Source organism: Brenneria sp. hezel4-2-4 (genome assembly GCF_013155275.1).
Lineage (GTDB): Bacteria > Pseudomonadota > Gammaproteobacteria > Enterobacterales > Enterobacteriaceae > Brenneria.
Map to the genome: position 1 here is coordinate 494,790 of NZ_JABJXS010000001.1, position 21,714 is coordinate 516,503.

A 21,714-nucleotide genomic window follows, 5' to 3' on the forward strand; every position below is an offset into this window, starting at 1 on the left:
CGTTTCCGTCTCGCCGTTATGACATGATAGCAAAACAACCTGTTGCAGGTTATCCCGCCAGACGATACTTTACTCAAGATGATAATTTGTTTAATTTTAATAGATTATGTCATTTTCCCCTTCCGCTGCCGGCTTTTCTCGCTAAGGACGCCCATTCTGTGATGTATTCAGGGTTATTAATCATTTTAGTGCCGCTTATGCTTGGCTATCTGGTGCCGCTGCGCGTCAAAAAAATCTTACAGGCAATTAATCAGTTATTAAGTTGGATGGTGTATGTCATTCTGTTTTTAATGGGCATCAGCCTGGCGTTTCTGGATAACCTCAGCAGCAATCTGCTGCTGATCTTTCAGTACACCGCCGTCTGTACCGCCTGCATTGTTACGCTGAATATCGCGGCGCTATGGTTGCTGGAAAAACGCTATGCATGGCGCGGTAGACATGAACAACAAACGCCGCCCTCGCGCCTGCATATGATTCTGGATTCCCTCAAGCTGTGTCTGGTGGTATTTGGCGGTTTTCTGCTGGGATTAACGCAATGGCCGGGCCTGACCTATGCCAGTCAGGGCAGCGAGTATGCCCTGATCCTGTTGCTGTTTTTCGTCGGAATACAGTTGCGCAACAGCGGAATGACGCTACGTCAGATCGTGTTGAACCGCCGGGGCATGATGGTGGCGCTGATTGTCGGCGTCAGCGCCCTGGCAGGCGGCCTGCTCGCCGCCTGGCTGCTCGGCCTGCCGCTCAAAACCGGGCTGGCGATAGCCTCTGGCTATGGTTGGTATTCGTTATCCGGCATTCTTCTGACCGACGCCCTGGGGCCGGTCATCGGCAGCGCCGCCTTTTTTAACGATCTGACCCGTGAACTGTTGGCCATTATGCTGATCCCCGCGCTGGCGCAGCGTAACCGTTCCTGCGCCCTGGGACTTTGCGGCGCAACCTCGATGGACTTCACTTTGCCGGTGTTGCAGCGCAGCGCCGGCGTGGAAATGGTTCCCGCGGCCATTGTGCACGGTTTTCTGTTAAGTCTTGCCGCGCCGATCCTGATGGCCGTATTTTCATCCTAGCCGTTCGTTTCCCCCGCTGTTTTCCCGTCCTATCGCGGGCAGTGATTAAGTGTCGTTTTCATTGCCCGCGAACAAAGTTGCGCTAAATCAAGTTTATCCCACGTTGCGTTAAAAACGCCTTTTTCGCTATGCCGTGAACCTCTATGCTTCAAACAAGTATTTTAAATACAACTTTAAAAAAGGAATCATTATGTTTTGCGTGCAATGTGAACAAACCATTCATACCCCGGCAGGAAATGGCTGCTCTTATGCTCGGGGCATGTGTGGTAAAACCGCGGAAACCTCCGATCTGCAAGATCTGCTGGTTGCCGTGCTGCAAGGGCTATCGGCCTGGGCGCTGAAAGCCCGCGAACTGGAGATTATCGATCACGATATTGACGGCTTTGCGCCACGCGCCTTTTTCTCCACCCTGACCAACGTTAACTTCGATTCGCAGCGGATTGTCGGTTACACGCGGCAGGCAATCGCGCTACGTCAATCGCTGGCGATTCGCTGTCGCCTGCTCGATGCGCAGGCAGCGGTCGATCATCCGATGGCGGAACTTCAACTGGCGGGAAACGATATTCCGACGCTGCTGCGACAGGCGGCCGGTTACGCTCTTGATAATGATAAGGCCAGCGTGGGGGATGACATTCACGGTTTACGTATGCTCTGCCTGTATGGGCTGAAAGGCGCCGCGGCGTATATGGAACATGCCCATGTGCTGGGCCAGTACGATGAAACCATTTATGCGCAATACCATGCTTTTATGGCCTGGCTGGGTACGCAGCCCGCCGATGCGGATACTCTGCTGAACAACGCCATGGGCATCGGTCAATTGAACTTTAAGGTGATGGCGATCCTCGATCGCGGCGAAACGGAAGCCTATGGTCATCCGACGCCCACCCGCGTCAACGTCCGCTCTGTCGCCGGTAACGCCATTCTGATTTCGGGCCATGACCTGAAAGATTTACGTATGCTGCTGGAACAGACCGAAGGCGCCGGGGTGAATATCTATACGCATGGCGAAATGTTGCCGGCGCACGGTTATCCGGAGCTGAGAAAATTCAAACATCTGGTCGGGAACTACGGCAGCGGCTGGCAGAATCAGCAAAGCGAATTCGCCAAATTCCCCGGTGCGATCGTCATGACCTCCAACTGTATTATCGACCCGAACGTCGGCAACTACGGCGATCGCATCTGGACGCGCAGCATCGTCGGCTGGCCGGGCGTCAACCATCTGGAAGGCGACGATTTCAGCCCGGTGATTGCCCAGGCGCAACGTCTGGAGGGCTTCCCCTACAGTGAAATAGAGCGCCGGATTACCGTCGGCTTCGGCCGCGAAACCCTGCTGAGCGCCGCCGATACGGTGATCGATCTGGTGGCGCAAAAGAAATTGCGCCACGTCTTTCTGGTCGGCGGTTGCGACGGCAGCCGTGAAGAGCGCAGCTACTTCACCGATTTTGCCCGCAATGTGCCCGACGATTGCCTCATCATGACGCTGGCCTGCGGCAAATACCGCTTCAACAAGCTGGATTTCGGCACTCTGGAAGGCTTGCCTCGTCTGCTGGATGTCGGTCAGTGCAACGACGCCTACTCCGCCATTATTCTGGCGGTGAAACTGGCTGAAAAACTGGGCTGCGGCATAAACGATCTGCCGCTCAGTCTGGTGCTGTCCTGGTTTGAACAGAAAGCCATCGTCATTCTGTTAACCCTGCTGTCCCTTGGGGTGAAAAATATCTACACCGGCCCCACCGCGCCGGGCTTCCTGACGGACAATCTGCTGGCCATTCTGCATGAGAAATTCGGCATGCGGCCAATCACCACCGTCGCACAGGATATGAACGCCATTCTCGCCGCCTGATGAATTTATACGCCGTCAACCCTACAGCTACAGGGTTCTGGCCCGACGCCGCCAGACAGCCGGCCTTTCCAGCCATGATGGCGCGCTCACCGCCATCATGCATCGCTTTACTGTTGTTTTCCCCGTTCCCGGCTATAGTAATAAACCGTATCGCGATTTGTCCTCCGGAGCCTATTCGTTATGACATCCCATCCCGCCCCGATTCTGATTCTGGGCGCCAGCGGCTATATCGGCCGTCACTTAACCGAACGGTTCAGTCGGCAGGGGTTGCCGGTGATTGCCGCCGCCCGCCGGATAGACGCCATTAACGCGCAGCGCTGGCCGGGAGTGACGTGTCGGTCGGTTGATTTGTGTAAACCCGAAACGCTGACCGAAGGGCTGTGGGGCGCGGAAACGCTCTATTATCTGGTTCACAGCATGGGGGATGGTGAAAACTTTATCGCTAAAGAGCGTGTCGCGGCCATGAATCTGTTGCTGGCGCTGCCCGCCAGCCGGGTAAAACACATTGTTTATCTGGGTGCGCTACAGGCGAAAAATGACGGTTCTCCGCACTTGCAGGCCCGCAAAATCACCGGAGACATTCTGCGCGGCAGCGGCATACCGGTCACGGAACTGCGGGCCGGCATTATTGTCGGCGCAGGTTCGGCCGCATTCGAGATCATGCGGGATATGGTGTACAACCTGCCGGTATTGACGCCGCCACGCTGGGTGCGCTCCAAATCTTCTCCGATTGCGCTGGAAAACCTGTTGGTCTACCTGACCGAGATCCGCCTTCATCCGGCCCCGGAACACCGCATTATGGATGCGGCAGGTCCGGAATATATCAGCTATCAGACCCTGTTTGAGCGTTTTATCGCCATCAGCGGCAAACGCCGTTTGTTGATCCCCGTGCCGATGCCGACGCATCTGGTTTCGGTCTGGTTTTTGCACCTGATCACCTCCGTTCCGCCGACGGTGGCCCGCGCGCTTATTCAGGGACTGAAACACGATCTTCAGGCGGATGGCTCGGCATTGCAGGCGCTGATCCCCCAGACGCTGCTCACCTTTGATCAGGCCGTGCGTACAACGCTGCAAAGCGAAATGGAAAGCACTCAAAGCGCCGACTGGGGCAACGATACGGAAGTCCGCGCCCGCTGGAAGCCGGACTACGGCTTCTATCCCAAACAGGCCGGGCATTCGGTCACCACTCCGGCATCCAGCCAGGCGCTTTGGCGGGTGGTTCAGCAGATCGGCGGCAAAGAGGGCTATTTCTATGCCAATGCGCTGTGGAAACTGCGGGCCAGGCTCGACGATCTCAGCGGCAACGGTGTGACCTATGGCCGTCCGGATCGGCCAACGCTCGAGATCGGCGATAAAATTGACGGCTGGAAAGTCATCTCCATCAAGCCACAGCGGCAATTGGTGATGCTGTTTGGCATGAAAGCGCCGGGGCTGGGGAAACTCACTTTTACCATCACCGATCGGGGCACCCAGCGCACGCTGGATGTCCGGGCGCGCTGGCACCCCGCCGGCTTTAACGGACTGGTCTACTGGTTCTTGATGATGCCGGCCCACCTGTTTATTTTCCGGGGCATGGCCGCGCGAATCGCCCGGCTGGCGGAAGAGACCGCCTGATGTCAGACCGCGGTTACAGCCTTGAACTTCCCGCCGCGCCATATTTTTCCAGCAGCGCGTCGACAATGGCTTCGGTTTGCGCATCCGCCAGTCCCTGATGATTTTCCGGGCGGAAATGCATTTGAAACGCGGCGATCGCCTGCCGTTTCTGACGTTCGGTCATGTCATCGGACAGCGGATAACCGTAGCGCGCCAGCTTATCCAGCAAACGCCCGACGTCCACCGGCTGACGTTCGGCTCTGCCATTGAGATAAAACGATACCCTCGCCTCGTCCGGCCAGGCGCCGATACCGGCCTGCGCCAGTGTTTGCCAAGGGAAAAGCGGGCCGGGATCCTGCTTACGCAACGGCGCAATATCGCTGTGCGCCACGACATCTTGTGGCGCAATCTGATAACGCGCCACGATTTGACCGGCTATCGCCGTTAGCAGCGCAATTTGCTCCGCCGGAAAGGGCGTCCAGCGCATGCCGATCAGCGTTTGCCGATAACCCGGATTTTCAAGTTCGATACCGATCGATGAATTATTCAGCCGGGTAAATCCGCGCCAACCGCTGACGCCGGCATGCCAGGCGGCCTGCGATTCCGGCACCAGACGCCAGGCCACCGGTTTCCCGTTCTTCAGCGGCGGAACGGCCGGGATCAGATAGTGTGAACTGACCCGCTGATCGGTCAGAATATTCAGGGACGTTGGGAAATCTTCCGCCGTATAGTGAATCACCAGAAAGCGAATACGTGATTCCTGCGCCTGGGACGCCTGCGTGGTGACCAGATGGAACTCGTTTCGATCACGCCAGGAGGCGGCTGACTGGCAGCCGGCCAGGACAAACAGCATCAGCATAGTCATGCATTTAATCATGGTGTTTCCGTTGCAACACATTCCTGCACAGACGATAACCCGCTCACTAACGGCGCACTTTTACCGCCGTACCGCTCACGGTCACCATCAGCATACTGCTGTCTTTGCCGACCGTCTCGTAATCAATATCAATGCCCACGACGGCATTGGCGCCTAAATCCGCCGCCTGCTCCTGTAACTCTTTAAAAGCAATCAGCCGCGCTTTACGTAATTCTTTTTCATACGCCCCGGATCGGCCGCCGACGATGTCGCGTATTCCGGCGAAGAAATCACGAAAAATATTCGCGCCCAGGATCGCCTCCCCCGTCACGACGCCACAGTATTCGGTAATGGTAAATCCTTCCAGACTCGGTGTGGTAGATAATTGCATCATAGACTCTCTGACTGTTAACGGCGCGACAGCGCCTTTCTGCGATAGCGGATGTACTACCTTACCACGCTATTATGCGCCAATATTTCCTGCCGGCATGTTTATGCCGATTGGGCGGAGATTATTATGCTTTACCGGCAAAATCGCCCCTCAAGCCGTACGCTAATATTTTGTGCTATTATTTACGCAATAAGTCGCCTGTTAGCAAATTTTAACCCATGGCGATTGCATAACTATTCTGCCGACGTTAACATTCGCGGCATCAATGTCTATTCAATTCTTACGCATGAGTATTCAACTAAACAGCATTAATTGTTTCTACGGCGCGCATCAGGCGCTATTCGACATCACTCTGGATTGTCCTGCGGGCGAAACACTGGTGCTGCTTGGGCCAAGCGGCGCGGGCAAGAGTTCTCTGCTGCGCGTGCTTAACCTGCTGGAAATGCCGCGCTCCGGCACGCTGTCCATTGCCGGCAATCAGTTTGATTTCAGTCATGTCCCCGCCGATGGCGCTATTCGCGAATTACGTCAGAATGTCGGCATGGTTTTCCAGCAGTATAATCTGTGGCCGCACCTGACCGTTGCTCAAAACCTGATCGAAGCCCCCTGCCGCGTACTCGGGCTAGGCAAAGATCAGGCAAAGGCGCGTGCCGACAAGCTGCTTAGCCGCCTGCGCCTGAATGATTTTGCCGATCGTTATCCTCTGCACCTTTCCGGCGGTCAGCAGCAGCGCGTCGCCATTGCCCGCGCGTTGATGATGGAGCCTCAGGTGCTGCTGTTCGACGAGCCGACCGCCGCGCTGGATCCTGAAATCACCGCTCAGGTGGTGAACATCATCCATGAACTGACGCAAACCGGGATCACACAGGTTATCGTAACCCACGAAGTCGAATTTGCCCGCAAGACGGCCAGCCGGGTGGTGTATATGGAAAACGGCCGCATCGTGGAGCAAGGGGATGCCGGCCACTTTGCCCAGCCGCAGACGCCTGAATTCGCCGGCTATTTATCTCATTGATTAACATCAGGAAAATCACGATGAAAAAATTGATCGTTGCAGCACTTCTGGCGGGTTTGAGCGCATCGGCCAGCGCCGCCGACACCATCCGCTTTGCCACCGAAGCGTCTTATCCCCCGTTTGAGTTCGTGGATGCCAATAATAAAATTCAGGGTTTTGACATCGATCTGGCCAACGCGCTGTGCAAAGAGATGCAGGCGACCTGCACCTTCAGCAATCAGGCTTTCGACAGTCTGATCCCCGGCCTGAAATTCCGCCGTTTTGAAGCGGTTATCGCCGGTATGGATATCACGCCGGAACGTCAGCAGCAGGTATTCTTTACTCAGCCGTACTATGACAACTCGGCGCTGTTTATCGCTCAGAAAGGTAAGGTCGCCGACACGGCGGCGCTGAAAGGCAAACGCGTCGGGGTGCAGAACGGCACTACGCATCAGAAATACCTGATGGAGAAGCACAGCGACATTACCACCGTTCCTTACGATAGTTATCAGAACGCGGTGCTGGATCTGAAAAACGGTCGGCTGGATGCGGTGTTCGGCGATACCGCCGTGGTGAATGAGTGGCTGAAACAGAACGCCAATCTGGCCGCGGTGGGGGAAAGCGTCACCGATAAAGATTATTTCGGCGTGGGTCTGGGGATTGCCGTTCGTCAAAACAATGACGCGCTGTTAAAACAATTCAACGACGCGCTCGACAAAATCAAGCAGGATGGCACTTATCAGACCATCTACAAAAAATGGTTCCAGCAGTAATCTGACGCTCAATGATTGAATTTCAACCTCTTGCAAGCGCCGCCGGGATGACCGTCGGCCTTGCCGTCTGCGCCCTGGCGCTCGGGCTCACTCTCGCCATGCTGTTTGCCATTTGGGAAACCGCCCGCTGGAAAGCGGTAAGCTGGAGTGGAACCGCGCTGGTGACGCTGTTGCGCGGCCTGCCGGAAATTCTGGTGGTGCTGTTTATCTATTTTGGCTCTTCCCAATTGCTGCTGATGCTGGCGGACGGTTTTACGCTGGATCTCTATCTGGTGCAGGTTCCGGTTAAGCTGGACATGGAGATGTACGAAATCAGCCCGTTCCTGTGCGGTGTTATCGCGCTGGCGCTGTTGTACGCCGCTTACGCCTCCCAAACGTTGCGTGGCGCGCTGAAGGCCGTTCCACAAGGGCAATGGGAGTCCGGTCAGGCGCTGGGACTGGGCAAATCGGCGATTTTCATCCGCCTGATCATGCCGCAGATGTGGCGTCATGCGCTGCCGGGTCTGGGCAACCAATGGCTGGTGTTGTTGAAGGACACCGCGCTGGTTTCGCTGATCAGCGTGAACGATTTGATGCTGCAAACAAAAAGCATTGCGACGCGAACGCAGGAACCCTTTACCTGGTACGTGGTCGCCGCGGCCATTTACCTGGCGATCACGCTGTTAAGCCAGTACGTTCTGAAACGTATTGAGCTGCGGACGACGCGTTTTGAACGGAGGCCTTCCTGATGCTCGCTTATCTACCTGAGCTATTAAAAGGCCTGCACACCAGTCTGACGCTGACGGTGGCGGCGATCGTCGTCGCCCTGCTGCTGTCGCTGCTGCTCACTGTCGTTCTGACCTTGAAAACGCCGGTGATTGCGCCGCTGGCGAAAGTCTATATCACCTTGTTCACCGGAACGCCGTTGCTGGTTCAGATCTTCCTGATTTACTACGGCCCTGGCCAGTTCACGTCCATTCAGCAAATTCCCTGGCTGTGGAAACTGCTTTCTCAACCGTGGCTCTGTGCGATGGTCGCGCTGGCGCTGAACAGCGCGGCCTATACCACGCAGCTGTTTTACGGCGCGGTCAAGGCGATCCCCGCCGGGCAATGGCAATCCTGCGCCGCGCTGGGCATGTCGCAACGCCAGACGTTGCGTATTTTGCTGCCCTTTGCCTTTAAACGCGCGCTGTCGTCTTATTCAAATGAAGTCGTACTGGTGTTTAAAAGCACCTCGCTGGCCTACACCATCACCTTGATGGAAGTGATGGGCTACAGCCAGCTAATGTACGGACGCACCTATGATGTGATGGTTTTCGGCGCGGCGGGTATTATTTATCTGTGCGTCAATGGGGGGCTTACCCTGTTAATGCGCGTGATCGAACGCCGCGCGCTGGTATTTGAACGCCGTAACTGAAACCGGAATCAATCCGTACAGTTAACTGTAAATAAATAAAGAACCGATCTGGAGCAGGTAGATGAAAAAATTATTGATCGCCACCTTACTGGCTGGAATGACATTCAGCGCCGCCGCCGCGGACACCATCCGTTTTGCCTCATCGGCGACCTACCCTCCTTTCGAATCTCTGGATGCCAATAACGAAATCGTCGGTTTCGATATGGATCTGGCGAAAGCGCTGTGCAAACAGATGCAGGCGACCTGTACCTTCACCAACCAGGCGTTTGACAGCCTGATCCCGGCGCTGAAATTCCGTCGCTATGACGCGGTTATTTCAGGGATGGATATTACGCCGGATCGCAGCAAGCAGGTGGCGTTCACCCAGCCTTATTATGCCAACTCTGCCGTAGTGATCGCCCAGAAAGGAAAATTCACCGACTTTGCTGAACTGAAAGGCAAACGTATCGGTATGGAAAACGGCACCACGCATCAAAAATACCTGCATGACAAGCACCCGGAAGTGCAGACGGTCGCTTACGACAGCTACCAAAACGCGGTGCTGGATCTGAAAAACGGCCGTATTGATGGCGTGTTCGGCGATACCGCCGTGGTGAATGAGTGGCTTAAAACCAATCCGAATCTGGCTACCGTCGGCGAGCACGTGACCGATGCGGAATATTTTGGCACCGGTCTGGGCATCGCGGTTCGCCCGGATAATCAGGCGCTGCTGGAAAAACTGAATAACGCGCTGGACGCCATCAAAGCGGACGGCACCTATCAGGCCATCAACGATAAGTGGTTCCCGCAATAAGTTTTTCGCCGCTCACACTACGCGGCCATTTTGCGCCGCGTAGTCATACTCACGCTTTTCTTTGCAACAGCGCCAGCACTTCATAGTGCGCCGTATGCGGAAACATATCGAACAGTTGCACCCGTAGCACACGGTAGTCGTCCAATTCAGCCATATCCTTCGCCATGCTCTCGGCATTACAGCTGGAATAGAGAATGTAATCCGGCGCCATACGGCTCAGGTAGGCGCACAGCTCGCCTCCGATCCCCCGACGCGGCGGGTTGACCAGCACCAAATCAGGAATTTCCGCTTTAGCGGTGGCGAACTGTGTTGAATCCAGCGCCTGAAACTCCACCTGGGTTAACCCCAACTGTCGCGCGGAGCGGCGCGCACAGGCAATGGCTTCGGGGCTGATTTCAATCCCCGTCAGGCGCACTTGCGGCGACGCACAGTGCAAACCAAAGCCGCCCACGCCGCAGAATAAATCCCACATACTGCGAATGTTCAATTCAGCTACCCAGTCGCGGGCGGTGGCATACAACGCGGCGGCCACCTGCGGATTGGTCTGGAAAAAACTCTGCGGCCGGATATGCAACGGCACCCGATTTAACGCTTCGGCCAGTGAGGAAGCTTCGCTGAGAACGATCTCGGTCTTTCCTTCCATAATCGCCTGATGAACCGGCTGGATATTGGCGGAGATCACCTCAAGCTGGGGAAGTTGCTGCCGTAACCACGGCAGCGCCGCGCGCAATGGCGCGAGCTTGCTTTCCGAACGTAAGACAAAACGCAGCATAAAAGCGCCGCTCAGGGTGCTTTGCGTCAGCAGCAGGTATTTCAACTCTCCCCGGCGACGCGCGACGTTATAGGGCGTCAGTCCGGCTTTGGCGATAAAGGTCTTCAGTACGTCGAAAACCGGCAGGAAGCCGGCGGGATAGAGCGGGCAGTCGCAAAGATCGACCGCAGTGCCATCCCGATGCAACATACCCAATAGCGGCCGCTCAACGCTTCCGCTGACCACCATTTTGGCTTTATTACGAAACGCCGTCTGTGCCGACGGGCAAACAGGCAGCCATTGCCGAACCGTGCGTGACTGTAGCAAATCAGCAAGGTGTTGTTGTTTTTCGGATAATTGCTGTGGATAGGCTTTTTCCAGCCATTGGCAGGAACGGCAGGTTCCTGCGCTGTATCGGGCACAATGCATAGATTAAAAATATAACTGTCGCGATAAATGCAGAATGAGGCGGATTATACCACCCCGATTGACGATCCCATCTATCTTTCAGAAAAACGCCGGGAGCGCTTTTCAACGCCGCGTGCGGCGGCCCGCAGGGCGAGTCTCATGGATGAGACGAGTAAAAAAACGCCGGGAGCGCTTTTCAACGCCGCGTGCGGCGGCCCACAGGGCGAGTCTCATGGATGAGACGAGTAAAAAAGCGCCGGGAGCGCTTTTCAACGCCGCGTGCGGCGGCCCACAGGGCGAGTCTCATGGATGAGACGAGTAAAAAAGCGCCGGGAGCGCTTTTCAACGCCGCGTGCGGCGGCCCACAGGGCGAGTCTCATGGATGAGACGAGTAAAAAAGCGTCGGGAACGGCGCGGTAAAAACAGCAGCACGATCACCAGTAAATCCGGTATCTTCTGCAATAACAACTGGTGCAGCACCGCCACGTGATCGTCGCCAGTGATATGGAATATGGCGGGGAAATAGTCGCTCACGGACGCCAGCAGCATATACGGCACCACCAGACACTGGCAGATAACATATCCCCAACGCCCCCAGTTGGCGCCCGTCAGCACGGCGAATCCGCAACGCACCTCGGCGCAAACCACCACCAGCGACAACAGAAAAATCAGCGTTGAATCCCATGACTGCGCGCTGCTCCCTATCCAGTCTCCCAGACCGCTCAGACCCAACTCCCAGACCAACAGTAAAACACCCAGGAAACGGGTGGCGATAATAGCGATGCCCGCCACCATGACCGGAACCGGAGCGTACGCTTTTTGCAGTGTGATTTCCTTTTTACTGTACAGAATTTCTCCTCTCTCCCTTCATACAGAACGATAACGCCACCAGACAATGGCGGCGTTATCGTTGACTCAGCGTACGGCGAAGAAACGGCTGGCGATGAATCAGCCCCGTCTCGCTTTTTGCATATCGCGCTGGCGCTGTTTCTCTGCCCTGGCCATAAACCACCAGGCAATAAAGCCAATAATTCCCACCACCAATAGTATCAAAGAAGCCAGCGCGTTAATCTGCGGATTAACCCCCATCCTCACGCTGGAGAAGACCAGCATCGGCAGCGTGGTCGACCCCGGCCCGGCGACAAAGCTGGCAATCACCAAATCGTCCAGCGACAGCGTAAACGCCAGCAGCCAGCCGGAAATCAACGCCGGGGCAATCATCGGAACCGTAATGATGAAGAATACCTTTAGCGGCGTGGCGCCCAGATCCATCGCCGCCTCTTCAATAGACCGATCCAGCTCTCGCAGACGCGCGCTGATCACCACCGTGACATAAGCGGTACAGAATGTGACATGCGCCAGCCAGATGGTCAGCATCCCGCGCTCCGAAGGCCAACCGATGGCGTGCCCCAGCGCCACAAACAGCAGCAGCAGGGAAAGGCCGGTGATCACATCCGGCATGACTAATGGCGCGGTCAGCATAAACGCAAAGCCGTTCGAACCGCGAAAGCTGCCGAAACGCACCATCACCAGCGCCGCCAGCGTCCCCAGCACCACGGCCATGGTGGCGGATGCCGCGGCAATCGTCAGGCTGAGCAGCACGGCGCTGATCATCGCAGAGTTATGAAACAGCTCGACATACCAGCGCGTCGACCACCCTGCCCATACCGTCACCAGCTTGGAACTGTTGAATGAATAGATCACCAGCATCAACATCGGCGCATAGAGGAAGGTAAAGCACAGCACCAGAATAACGATACGCCACGGTGAACGAACCACCGGCAGATTGTTCATACCTCGCCCTCCGCCGCTTTGCTCTGGTGCTTGTGAAACCAGATGATTGGCATAATCAACAACAGCAACATGATAATCGCCACCGCCGATGCAACAGGCCAATCACGATTGTTAAAGAACTCCTGCCAAAGAATACGGCCGATCATAATGCTATCCGGTCCCCCCAACAGTTCAGGGATCACGTACTCGCCCACGGTGGGGATAAATACCAGCATCGAACCAGCGATAATTCCCCCTTTGGTCAGCGGTACGATAACGCTGAAAAAGGTTTTTAACGGACGCGCGCCTAAATCAAGCGACGCTTCAACCAGCGAGTAATCCAGCCGGGTGAGCGCGGTATAGATCGGCAATACCATAAAGGGCAGATAGGAATACACCACGCCGATATACACCGCCAGATTGGTATGCAAAATCACCAGCGGCTGATCGATAACCCCCAGCCACAGCAGGAAGTTATTCAGAATACCGTTATTTTTCAGTATCCCCATCCAGGCATAGACGCGGATAAGAAAGGATGTCCACGACGGCAGAATAACCAACAGCAGCAGAATATTACGGGTGGACGGTTTGCTGTGCGCCACCGCCCAGGCCAGCGGATAGCCGATCGCCAGACAGCATAGCGTCGATACCGCCGCAACCTGCAATGATTGCAGATAGGCATCAATATAGAGCGGATCGTCGAGCAAATGCAGATAGTTTGCCAGATTCAACGAAATATCCAGCCGGTCATCCACCCAGGAAACCAGATCGGTGTACGGCGGTATGGCTCGCGCCATTTCCGCCAGACTGATCTTGAATACGATCAGGAACGGCAGCATAAACAGCAACAGCAGCCACAGATAAGGCAGCGCGATAACCAGCTTATGCCCGTGATCCTGGCGCCAGCGCAGCATCAGCAGGGTTAACCGACGGCGTTTTTTTTCCGGCGACTCCACGGTGTTATGTTCAGAAAACATTGTCATGACAATTCCTCACTACACCGTCAACACCACGCAACTATCCGCGTCCCAACACAAACGCACCTCGTCGCCCCAGGTCGGCGTGCCTTTACGGTAGCGATAGGCGTTCTGCAATTGCGCGCTGATAATCTGTCCGCTGTTCAGTCTGACATGATAAATCGACAGATCGCCCAGATAGGCGATATGCACCACTTCCCCAACGGCGAAATTGCAGCCATCAGCCGGTATCTCATCACCGAGCATGATTTTCTCCGGCCTAAGGGCGATATACACCGGCACGCCATCCACCACGGAGACATCGGAATCAACCTTCAGCGGATGCACCAGCCCCGGACTTTGTATAATCAGCGCGTCATCCCGCCGCTCCGTCAGCACCCCTTCGAACATATTGACCGAACCAATAAATTCGGCGCTGAAACGGGTATTGGGGTTTTCATATATTTCTTCAGGTTCGCCGATCTGCACAAATTTCCCGCGGTTCATGATGGCGATTCGGCCCGCCATCGTCATCGCTTCTTCCTGATCGTGCGTCACCATCACGCAGGTCACGCCGACGCGCTCCAGAATATCAACCACCTCAAGCTGCATGCGGTCGCGCAGTTTCTTATCCAGCGCACCCATCGGTTCATCCAGCAACAACAGCTTCGGACGTTTTGCCAGACTGCGCGCCAGCGCCACGCGCTGCCGCTGGCCGCCGGAAAGCTGATGCGGTTTGCGGCCGGCAAACTCCTGCATATGCACCAGCGTCAGCATTTCCTCCACCCGATCTTTGATTTCAGAACGCGACAACCGATCCTGCTTAAGACCAAAAGCAATATTCTTTTCCACCGTCATATGAGGAAACAAGGCATACGACTGGAACATCATGTTGATCGGACGCTGATAGGGAGGAACCCGCGACAGATCCTGACCATCCAGGACGATTTGCCCCTGCGTTGGATGCTCGAAACCCGCCAGCATGCGCAACAGCGTGGACTTTCCGCAACCGGACGCGCCCAGCAGGGCAAATATCTCGCCCTTATAAATCGTCAGACTGACATCATCAACAGCGGCCTGACCGTCAAATGATTTGGTCAGATTACGAACTTCCAGCAACGGGGTAACCGCTTTTTGGGGCTTGGGCTGGGGACGGGGAATGGCTTCATTCACTTCGCATTGCTCTCCGGCAAAAGCAGAACAAGTCACCGCCTTGATGTATCAAGGCGGTGACACAGATATTGTGCAAACAGGCGGGATTAGCCGCCTGTTAGTTATCCCATGAATTCAGAGCAAAAAACGTTTATTTACCGCTTTTTACCTTAGTCCATGCACGCGTACGGGTACGGTCAATCTGGGGAGATTGCACCTTAAGCGTAAACAGTTTAGCGCGAACATCCGCAGGCGGATAGACACCCGGATCGTTACGAATTTCTTCGTTCACCAACGGCACCGACTCTTTATTCGCACTGGCGTAGTACACATGATTACTGATATTGGCCATCACATCCGGCTTCAGCAGATAATTCATAAACTGATAGGCTGAATCAACATTCTTGGCATCGACCGGCATGGCAAGCACGTCAAAGAAAGCCAGCGCCCCTTCTTTCGGGATGCTGTAATGAATGTTGACGCCATTTTTAGCTTCTTTGGCGCGGTTGGCCGCCTGCATCACGTCCCCCGCCCAGCCGATAGCCACACAAATATCGCCGTTAGCCAGGTCGTTGATGTATTGAGACGAATGGAAGTAACGAATGCTGGGGCGCAGTTTTAACAACAGGTCGGTGGCTGACGTGGTGTAGTCGCCCGCCGTGGTGCTGTTCGGATCCTTGCCTTGATAGTTCAGCACGGTGGCGAAAATTTCTTCCGGCGCATCCAGGAAAGAGACGCCGCAGCTTTTCAGTTTTTCCAGATTTTCCGGTTTCAGCACCAGATCCCAGCTGTCCACGGGCGCATCGGCTCCCAGAGCGGCTTTGACTTTATCAATGTTGTAACCGATGCCGGTCGTCGCCCATAAATACGGCAGCGCATATTTGTTATCCGGATCGTGCTGGGCGATCAACTTCAACAGTTCGGGATCGAGATTGTTATAATTCGGCAGCTTACTTTTATCTAATGGCTGAAATACCCCCGCGGCAAGCTGGCGTTCCAGGAAGCTGGCCGAGGGAACGACCAAATCAAACCCGGTGCTGCCGGCCATCAATTTGCCTTCCAACACTTCATTGGAGTCAAACACGTCATAAACCACTTTTACGCCTGTTTCCTGCTGGAAATTTTGCAACGTATCCGGCGCAATATAATCAGACCAGTTGTAAACATGCAGCGTTTTCTCTTCCGCAGATGCGGTGACGGACGCGGCCATCAGCAAGCCGGCAACAACACCCGATAACAATTTTTTACGTTGGGTGAACATCCGTTCCTTCCTCCATACAAGGGGGTGATTCATGGGAGTCTGTGTGTCTCATTCAGAGACGAAACTCCACCTGCGCCTGTGCGGCAGCGATAGAAATCAATGAATGACTATGCACTGAATTCATCATAGTAGATATCGACCTAAAGACGACGCTATCGCATGCCTGTTACAGCAATCAAGCATAACCGCACTACATCGGTCATACCATAGTCGAAAGTAAAAAATGGCTTTTATCGATTTTTTATTCACATTTTATCTATGTAATACGGCCAATTAGCGATAAACAGCGCTGAATATCCGGCAATCGGGCGATAAATGCAGAATAAACAGCGGGTAGCAGAAAATAAGAGAAACTGATTGCTGCCGTTGGCAGCAATAGGACTAATGAAGGAAAGAGCTATTCATTCCGCCAGCAGAGGACTCTTCTTCATCACCGATAAACAGCAGATTATTGGCGCCGGCCTCTAAAATCACCATCGAGATTTGTTCTTCAGACTGCTGCATGAAATGCCTGAACTGTTCCAGCGTCATACCCGCGGCGACGCTGAACGCCTGACAAACAATCAGCTTCGGCAGATTATCATCCTGAACATCGATAAATGCTTTTACCGTCAGGGAGCTGGCGTTGATCTGGCTCAGGTCGCCGACCAACGGAATCAACGCGCTGGGCTTCACCTCCGCCAGCGCGGAGAACAGAACCACGTTATCCACCAGATCGACTTTCGCATCGAATACCCCATCAAAATTCTGCATGTGAGGTAAATGGAGCGCCTGACAGGAATCACATTCAAAAAACACGATGTTTAATTGATCCAGCCACCGCCGTAGCATAGTCAAATCCGGGACGATGAGTGAATCCATCATTTTTGCCTCATACCGACTGTTGTTAAAAAGGGCCCATAGCTTACGGAATATTACGTTCCGACGCCATGATAAACACGCCTTAAATCACATTAAACCGTGATAAATCACAAACGATCGGTTCCGATATTTACCGGCCAGACCGCCAGGCGGAAAACTACCTTTTATTCACCAATAACGCACGAACATGCTGCTCAATAAATTCGATCATCATGCCGGCAATATCAACCCCGGTGGTGGTTTCAATCCCCTCCAGCCCTGGGGAGGCATTGACTTCCATCACTAAAGGGCCGCGTTCGGCCCGCAGAATATCGACGCCCGCCACGTTCAGCCCCAGCGTTTTTGCGGCTTTAACGGCAATGGCCCGTTCCCGGGAAGTTATCTGAACTTTACTTGCCGAACCGCCGCGATGCAGATTGGAACGGAACTCGCCCGGTTTTGCCTGCCGTTCGATGGCCGCCACCACCCGGTTGCCGATAACCAGACAGCGAATGTCTCTGCCCTGCGCTTCACGGACATACTCCTGCACCAGAATATGGGCATTCAGTCCCCGGAATGCGTCAATAACGCTTTCCGCCGCCTGTCGGGTTTCAGCCAGCACCACCCCGATCCCCTGCGTCCCTTCAACCAGCTTGACCACCAGCGGCGCGCCGCCGACCATTTCTATCAGATCGCCGGTATCATCGGGTGAATGAGCAAAACCGGTGACCGGCAAATCGATGCCGGCGCTGGCTAATAGCTGTAGGGAATGCAGTTTGTCGCGGGCACGAATAACCGCGACGGAATTGTTCAGCGGAAAACCGCCCGACATTTCAAACTGGCGCAGCACCGCCGTGCCATAAAACGTGATAAGCGAACCGATACGCGGGATAACCGCATCATATTTCACTAACCGACGGCCGCGGTAATGCACCGACGGCGCCGCCGAATTGATATTCATGTAGCAGGACAACGGGTCAAGAATATCTATCTGATGTCCGCGCTCTTCCGCGGCTTCGCGCAGACGTTTGCAGGAATATAACGACCCGTCACGAGACAGAATGGCTATCTTCATAAATGTCCGAGGGATACGCTAGCGTACCGCCCATCCCTGTTGATGTAAGTAGTCCAGCATAAACGGGCGCAGTTCTTTTTTCAGCGTGCGCCGTACATGCTCGCTCCAGGTGTCGCGCCGATTGCTGGTGCGCTGAAGATAATACTCCGCCAACTGCTGGTCATATTCCGCCAACTTCTGGCGATCGAGCGGCTGATAAACGTTCTCATGCACCAGCATCTCCACCGGCATACGCGGCTTTAACTGCGGATCGGCGTCAGGGTAGCCCAGGCAAAGTCCAAATAGCGGCAAGACCTGTTGCGGTAGTTTCAGTAATGTCGTGACATCCGCAATCTTGTTGCGAATACCGCCGATAAATACGCCGCCAAGCCCCAGGGACTCCGCGGCGACCAGCGCATTCTGCGCCATTATCGCCGTATCGACGCAGCCGATCAGCAATTGCTCCGCCAGGCCGGTTTCAGCCTGTGGAAATATTTGCAGATGACGATGGAAATCGGCACAAAAAACCCAGAACTCCGCCGCCTGAGCGACATAAGCCTGCTCACCCGAATAGTGAACCAGCGTTTGCCGCATCGCCGGATCGGTAATACGGATAATGGCGCTGCACTGCAAGAAACTGGAACTGGACGCACTCTGCGCGGCGGAAAAAATCGCGCGACGTTGCTCGTCCGTCAGCGGTTGTGCGGTAAAAGCACGGATGGAGCGATGGCGTTGTAGTAAATCAATAGTGGGCGTCACTCTGCATATCCTTCAGGCATTAAGTCATACACCGTAATGGTTCCCCCGCCCGCCGTCTCGACCGGGACGAGGGAGACACCGAATAACTGCATCATACTGATGACGATTATATGCCAGCCGGCCGGACAGACCAACGCCGCCTGCTTTTCAGCCTCATCATTGAGAGAACAAATCGATGCAACAGGTAATTACTACTTCTTTTCATCAAACAATGCGAGCATAGTAACGCCCATTAACGACAGGCATTGCGCCAATAGTTTTGGAAAAACATTTTTTATTGTTCATTTTACTAAGGAGTTTACATGTTCGCTGTGATTTTCGGGCGGCCTGGCTGCCCTTATTGCGTCCGCGCTAAAGAATTGGCGGAAAAACTGGCGGAACAGCGTGATGACTTCAGATTCCGCTATGTCGATATCCGCGCGGAAGGGATCACCAAAGAAGATTTGTCGAAAACGGTAGGCAAACCGGTGGAAACCGTGCCGCAGATTTTCCTGGATGAAAAGCACATCGGCGGCTGCACTGATTTTGAGGCTTACGCCAAAGAAAACCTGTGTTTATTTCAGCAATAACCTCTCCGACACATAAAGCAAAAGGCGCATCTTGCGTCTTTTTTATGCCTACGGCTTAACGGAACGCCCGCTCAGCGCAAATACCGCCGATAGATCGCATGCAGAAATAAAAAAACCAGCGCCCCCAGCACGCTCCAGAAAACGGCGCTCAGCATATAGGCCAACTCCTGCCAGAAAGAGTGATGGGGCGTACGCCAAAAGTGCAGCACAAGCAGGCACACCGGCATTGCCACCAACGCGCCAATCAACGGGTAAAGCAATCGCCCATTCGCGGACAGGCAGCTGGCGACCACCCCGGGTAATAAAAAAAGCAGCATTCCGAAGTCGCCGCGCAGTCCATCCCCGGCGACCACATCGGACACATTCATTTTTTGACTTAAAAAAACCACGGTAAACAATAAAAAACAGCAGGTCGCACCAACCCAACCTTTATCGCTCGCCATACGCATCCTCTCTTGTCTGATACCGCCTCTGACACAGTCAATATGCGCAGCTGAACATCCCCGATATGAAAAAAAGTGAGGTATCGCCGCTATTTATTCAGCGTATACTGGTTGTAGAGTCAACAAACCTCTAGAATAGCGGCGCCACAATAATTGCACTGAACAATTTGTACTGAAGGATTTATACTGATCACCGCTGATTTCTTTCAGCTGACGGTTATTTTTGATGTCAGTGGAATCTCTGCACTTAATGGTTAAATTTAGCCTCTATCGCTTTTTATATCAAGAACTTACTGGTAAACAACAAGTTACATCCCATGAATATAAACGTCGCTGATTTGTTAAACGGGAATTACATTCTGCTTTTATTCGTGGTTCTTTCATTAGGACTCTGCCTGGGGAAATTACGCCTGGGGCCGGTACAACTCGGTAATTCTATTGGTGTTTTAGTTGTATCGTTATTACTCGGCCAGCAGCACTTTTCGATTAATACCGAAGCGCTCAGCCTCGGATTTATGTTATTTATTTTTTGCGTCGGTGTTGAGGCCGGGCCAAATTTCTTTTCCATTTTTTTCCGCGACGGCAAAAATTATTTGATGCTCGCCCTGGTGTTGGTCGGCAGCTCACTGCTTTTAGCATTGGGATTGGGAAAATTTTTCGGCTGGGGGATCGGGCTGACCGCCGGTATGCTGGCGGGCGCCATGACGTCGACGCCGGTGTTGGTCGGCGCCGGCGATACCTTACGAAATGTGTCCAGCATCGGCTCACAGCTCGGCGTCGAACAGGATAACCTCAGCCTGGGTTACGCCCTCACCTATCTGATTGGTTTGGTCAGCCTGATTTTTGGCGCCCGCTATCTGCCCAAATTACAGCATCAGGACTTACCCACCAGCGCCCAGCAAATTGCCCGTGAGCGCGGACTTGATACCGACAGCCAAAGAAAAGTTTACCTGCCGGTTATCCGCGCTTATCGCGTCGGGCCGGAGTTGGTCGCCTGGGCGGACGGTAAAAATCTGCGGGAATTGGGCATTTACCGCCAAACGGGTTGCTACATCGAACGTATTCGACGTAACGGCATTCTGGCTAATCCCGATGGCGACGCCGTGCTGCAAATCGGCGATGAGATTTCCCTTGTCGGCTACCCCGATGCCCACGCCCGCCTTAACCCAAACTTTCGCGACGGAAAAGAAGTCTTCGATCGCGACCTGCTGGATATGCGCATCGTAACCGAAGAAATTGTGGTGAAAAACCACAATGCCGTCGGTAAACGCCTCAGCCAGTTAAAACTAACCGACCATGGCTGTTTTCTTAACCGCATCATTCGCAGCCAGATTGAAATGCCGATTGACGATGGCGTGGTGCTGAATAAAGGTGATGTGTTGCAGGTAAGCGGTGATGCGCGCCGGGTAAAAAGCATCGCCGATCGGATTGGGTTTATTTCCATTCATAGTCAGATGACCGACCTGCTGGCCTTCTGCGCTTTCTTTATCATCGGCATCATGGTCGGCCTGATCACGTTCCAGTTCAGTAATTTTACCTTCGGCATCGGCAACGCCGCGGGCTTATTATTCGCCGGCATCATGCTCGGCTTTTTGCGGGCCAACCACCCGACTTTCGGCTATATCCCGCAAGGCGCGTTGAATATGGTGAAAGAGTTCGGCCTGATGGTGTTTATGGCCGGCGTCGGGCTCAGCGCGGGCGGCAGTATCGGCCGCAGCTTCGGCGAGATCGGCGTACAAATGCTGGTATCGGGGTTAATTGTCAGTCTGGTGCCGGTGGTGATTTGTTTTCTGTTTGGCGCCTATATACTGCGGATGAACCGCGCGCTGCTGTTTGGCGCGATGATGGGCGCACGAACCTGTGCCCCGGCGATGGAGATCATCAGCGATACCGCCCGCAGCAATATTCCGGCATTGGGCTATGCCGGAACTTATGCCATCGCCAACGTATTGCTGACGCTGGCGGGTTCATTGATTGTGATTATCTGGCCTGAATTACCGGGTTGATAGTAAATGTAAAAAACCGTCACTATTTATTAGAAGGGGCAG

General features: G+C 54.3%; 22 protein-coding genes. 10 read left to right on the forward strand and 12 right to left on the reverse strand.

Going from position 1 to position 21,714, the window contains the following annotated elements:
* Nucleotides 1-161 precede the first annotated feature (161 nt).
* The 3 genes from HOY33_RS02295 (at nucleotide 162) to HOY33_RS02305 (ending at nucleotide 4,518) form a co-directional block, all read left to right on the forward strand.
* Nucleotides 162-1,061 carry a lysine exporter LysO family protein gene (locus HOY33_RS02295; protein WP_172288154.1) on the forward strand — a complete coding sequence of 300 codons (900 nt, stop codon included), beginning with the start codon at nucleotides 162-164 and terminating at the stop codon, nucleotides 1,059-1,061.
* 190 nt (nucleotides 1,062-1,251) lie between these two features.
* Entirely contained in the window at nucleotides 1,252-2,904 is a 1,653-nt protein-coding gene (gene hcp / locus HOY33_RS02300; protein WP_172288156.1) for a hydroxylamine reductase, read from the forward strand.
* Between the two features lie 180 nt (nucleotides 2,905-3,084).
* On the forward strand, nucleotides 3,085-4,518 hold the full coding sequence (locus HOY33_RS02305; RefSeq protein WP_172288158.1) for a DUF2867 domain-containing protein: 1,434 nt from the start codon (nucleotides 3,085-3,087) through the stop codon (nucleotides 4,516-4,518).
* A 13-nt stretch (nucleotides 4,519-4,531) separates the two neighbouring features.
* On the opposite strand, the gene HOY33_RS02310 is transcribed toward HOY33_RS02305, so the two are convergent.
* A complete protein-coding gene (locus HOY33_RS02310) occupies nucleotides 4,532-5,374 on the reverse strand; it encodes an N-acetylmuramoyl-L-alanine amidase (protein ID WP_172288160.1) in 843 nt (280 codons plus the stop codon).
* Between the two features lie 46 nt (nucleotides 5,375-5,420).
* Nucleotides 5,421-5,744, reverse strand: a complete 324-nt coding sequence (locus HOY33_RS02315) for a heavy metal-binding domain-containing protein (protein ID WP_172288806.1) — start codon at nucleotides 5,742-5,744, stop codon at nucleotides 5,421-5,423.
* 286 nt (nucleotides 5,745-6,030) lie between these two features.
* Here HOY33_RS02315 and artP point away from each other — a divergent pair, with 286 nt between their 5' ends.
* The 5 genes from artP (at nucleotide 6,031) to artJ (HOY33_RS02340) (ending at nucleotide 9,700) form a co-directional block, all read left to right on the forward strand.
* A complete protein-coding gene (gene artP / locus HOY33_RS02320) occupies nucleotides 6,031-6,759 on the forward strand; it encodes an arginine ABC transporter ATP-binding protein ArtP (protein ID WP_172288808.1) in 729 nt (242 codons plus the stop codon).
* A gap of 20 nt (nucleotides 6,760-6,779) precedes the next feature.
* The gene (gene artJ / locus HOY33_RS02325; protein ID WP_172288162.1) at nucleotides 6,780-7,511 is read left to right on the forward strand and encodes an arginine ABC transporter substrate-binding protein; all 732 of its coding nucleotides are present in this window, start codon (nucleotides 6,780-6,782) and stop codon (nucleotides 7,509-7,511) included.
* Between the two features lie 11 nt (nucleotides 7,512-7,522).
* A complete protein-coding gene (gene artQ, locus HOY33_RS02330; protein ID WP_172288164.1) occupies nucleotides 7,523-8,239 on the forward strand; it encodes an arginine ABC transporter permease ArtQ in 717 nt (238 codons plus the stop codon).
* The gene (artM, locus tag HOY33_RS02335; RefSeq protein WP_172288166.1) at nucleotides 8,239-8,907 is read left to right on the forward strand and encodes an arginine ABC transporter permease ArtM; all 669 of its coding nucleotides are present in this window, start codon (nucleotides 8,239-8,241) and stop codon (nucleotides 8,905-8,907) included. The genes artQ and artM overlap by 1 nt, the downstream gene beginning before the upstream one ends.
* Before the next feature lie 61 nt (nucleotides 8,908-8,968).
* The gene (gene artJ, locus HOY33_RS02340) at nucleotides 8,969-9,700 is read left to right on the forward strand and encodes an arginine ABC transporter substrate-binding protein (protein WP_172288168.1); all 732 of its coding nucleotides are present in this window, start codon (nucleotides 8,969-8,971) and stop codon (nucleotides 9,698-9,700) included.
* 49 nt (nucleotides 9,701-9,749) lie between these two features.
* Here the strand turns inward: artJ (HOY33_RS02340) and rlmC are convergent, their stop codons facing one another.
* From rlmC to nfsA, 9 genes are all read right to left on the reverse strand, one after another.
* Nucleotides 9,750-10,880, reverse strand: coding sequence for a 23S rRNA (uracil(747)-C(5))-methyltransferase RlmC (gene rlmC, locus HOY33_RS02345; RefSeq protein ID WP_172288170.1), 1,131 nt, complete (start codon nucleotides 10,878-10,880; stop codon nucleotides 9,750-9,752).
* Between the two features lie 321 nt (nucleotides 10,881-11,201).
* Complete coding sequence (locus HOY33_RS02350) at nucleotides 11,202-11,690, reverse strand: YbjO family protein (RefSeq protein ID WP_172288810.1); 489 nt, start codon at nucleotides 11,688-11,690, stop codon at nucleotides 11,202-11,204.
* 117 nt (nucleotides 11,691-11,807) lie between these two features.
* Nucleotides 11,808-12,653 (reverse strand): putrescine ABC transporter permease PotI, encoded by an 846-nt coding sequence (potI, locus tag HOY33_RS02355; RefSeq protein ID WP_172288172.1) that lies wholly within the window; start codon nucleotides 12,651-12,653, stop codon nucleotides 11,808-11,810.
* Complete coding sequence (gene potH / locus HOY33_RS02360; RefSeq protein WP_172288174.1) at nucleotides 12,650-13,615, reverse strand: putrescine ABC transporter permease PotH; 966 nt, start codon at nucleotides 13,613-13,615, stop codon at nucleotides 12,650-12,652. The genes potI and potH overlap by 4 nt, the downstream gene beginning before the upstream one ends.
* A 12-nt stretch (nucleotides 13,616-13,627) precedes the next feature.
* Nucleotides 13,628-14,761: a putrescine ABC transporter ATP-binding subunit PotG gene (gene potG / locus HOY33_RS02365; protein WP_172288176.1), complete on the reverse strand. Its 1,134-nt coding sequence runs from the start codon at nucleotides 14,759-14,761 to the stop codon at nucleotides 13,628-13,630.
* 130 nt (nucleotides 14,762-14,891) lie between these two features.
* Nucleotides 14,892-16,001 carry a spermidine/putrescine ABC transporter substrate-binding protein PotF gene (gene potF, locus HOY33_RS02370; protein WP_172288178.1) on the reverse strand — a complete coding sequence of 370 codons (1,110 nt, stop codon included), beginning with the start codon at nucleotides 15,999-16,001 and terminating at the stop codon, nucleotides 14,892-14,894.
* Nucleotides 16,002-16,382: 381 nt separating this feature from the next.
* Complete coding sequence (locus HOY33_RS02375) at nucleotides 16,383-16,862, reverse strand: YbjN domain-containing protein (RefSeq protein ID WP_172288812.1); 480 nt, start codon at nucleotides 16,860-16,862, stop codon at nucleotides 16,383-16,385.
* 157 nt (nucleotides 16,863-17,019) lie between these two features.
* On the reverse strand, nucleotides 17,020-17,916 hold the full coding sequence (rimK, locus tag HOY33_RS02380) for a 30S ribosomal protein S6--L-glutamate ligase (protein WP_172288180.1): 897 nt from the start codon (nucleotides 17,914-17,916) through the stop codon (nucleotides 17,020-17,022).
* A gap of 18 nt (nucleotides 17,917-17,934) precedes the next feature.
* Nucleotides 17,935-18,654: an oxygen-insensitive NADPH nitroreductase gene (gene nfsA / locus HOY33_RS02385; protein WP_172288182.1), complete on the reverse strand. Its 720-nt coding sequence runs from the start codon at nucleotides 18,652-18,654 to the stop codon at nucleotides 17,935-17,937.
* A gap of 302 nt (nucleotides 18,655-18,956) precedes the next feature.
* On the opposite strand from nfsA, the gene HOY33_RS02390 reads away from it, so the two are divergent.
* Nucleotides 18,957-19,223, forward strand: coding sequence for a GrxA family glutaredoxin (locus HOY33_RS02390; RefSeq protein WP_172288183.1), 267 nt, complete (start codon nucleotides 18,957-18,959; stop codon nucleotides 19,221-19,223).
* Nucleotides 19,224-19,294: 71 nt separating this feature from the next.
* Here HOY33_RS02390 and HOY33_RS02395 read toward each other — a convergent pair whose 3' ends face one another.
* The gene (locus tag HOY33_RS02395) at nucleotides 19,295-19,666 is read right to left on the reverse strand and encodes an inner membrane protein YbjM (RefSeq protein ID WP_172288184.1); all 372 of its coding nucleotides are present in this window, start codon (nucleotides 19,664-19,666) and stop codon (nucleotides 19,295-19,297) included.
* A gap of 317 nt (nucleotides 19,667-19,983) precedes the next feature.
* On the opposite strand from HOY33_RS02395, the gene HOY33_RS02400 reads away from it, so the two are divergent.
* Complete coding sequence (locus tag HOY33_RS02400) at nucleotides 19,984-21,672, forward strand: aspartate:alanine antiporter (protein WP_172288185.1); 1,689 nt, start codon at nucleotides 19,984-19,986, stop codon at nucleotides 21,670-21,672.
* The last annotated feature ends 42 nt before the right edge of the window (nucleotides 21,673-21,714 follow it).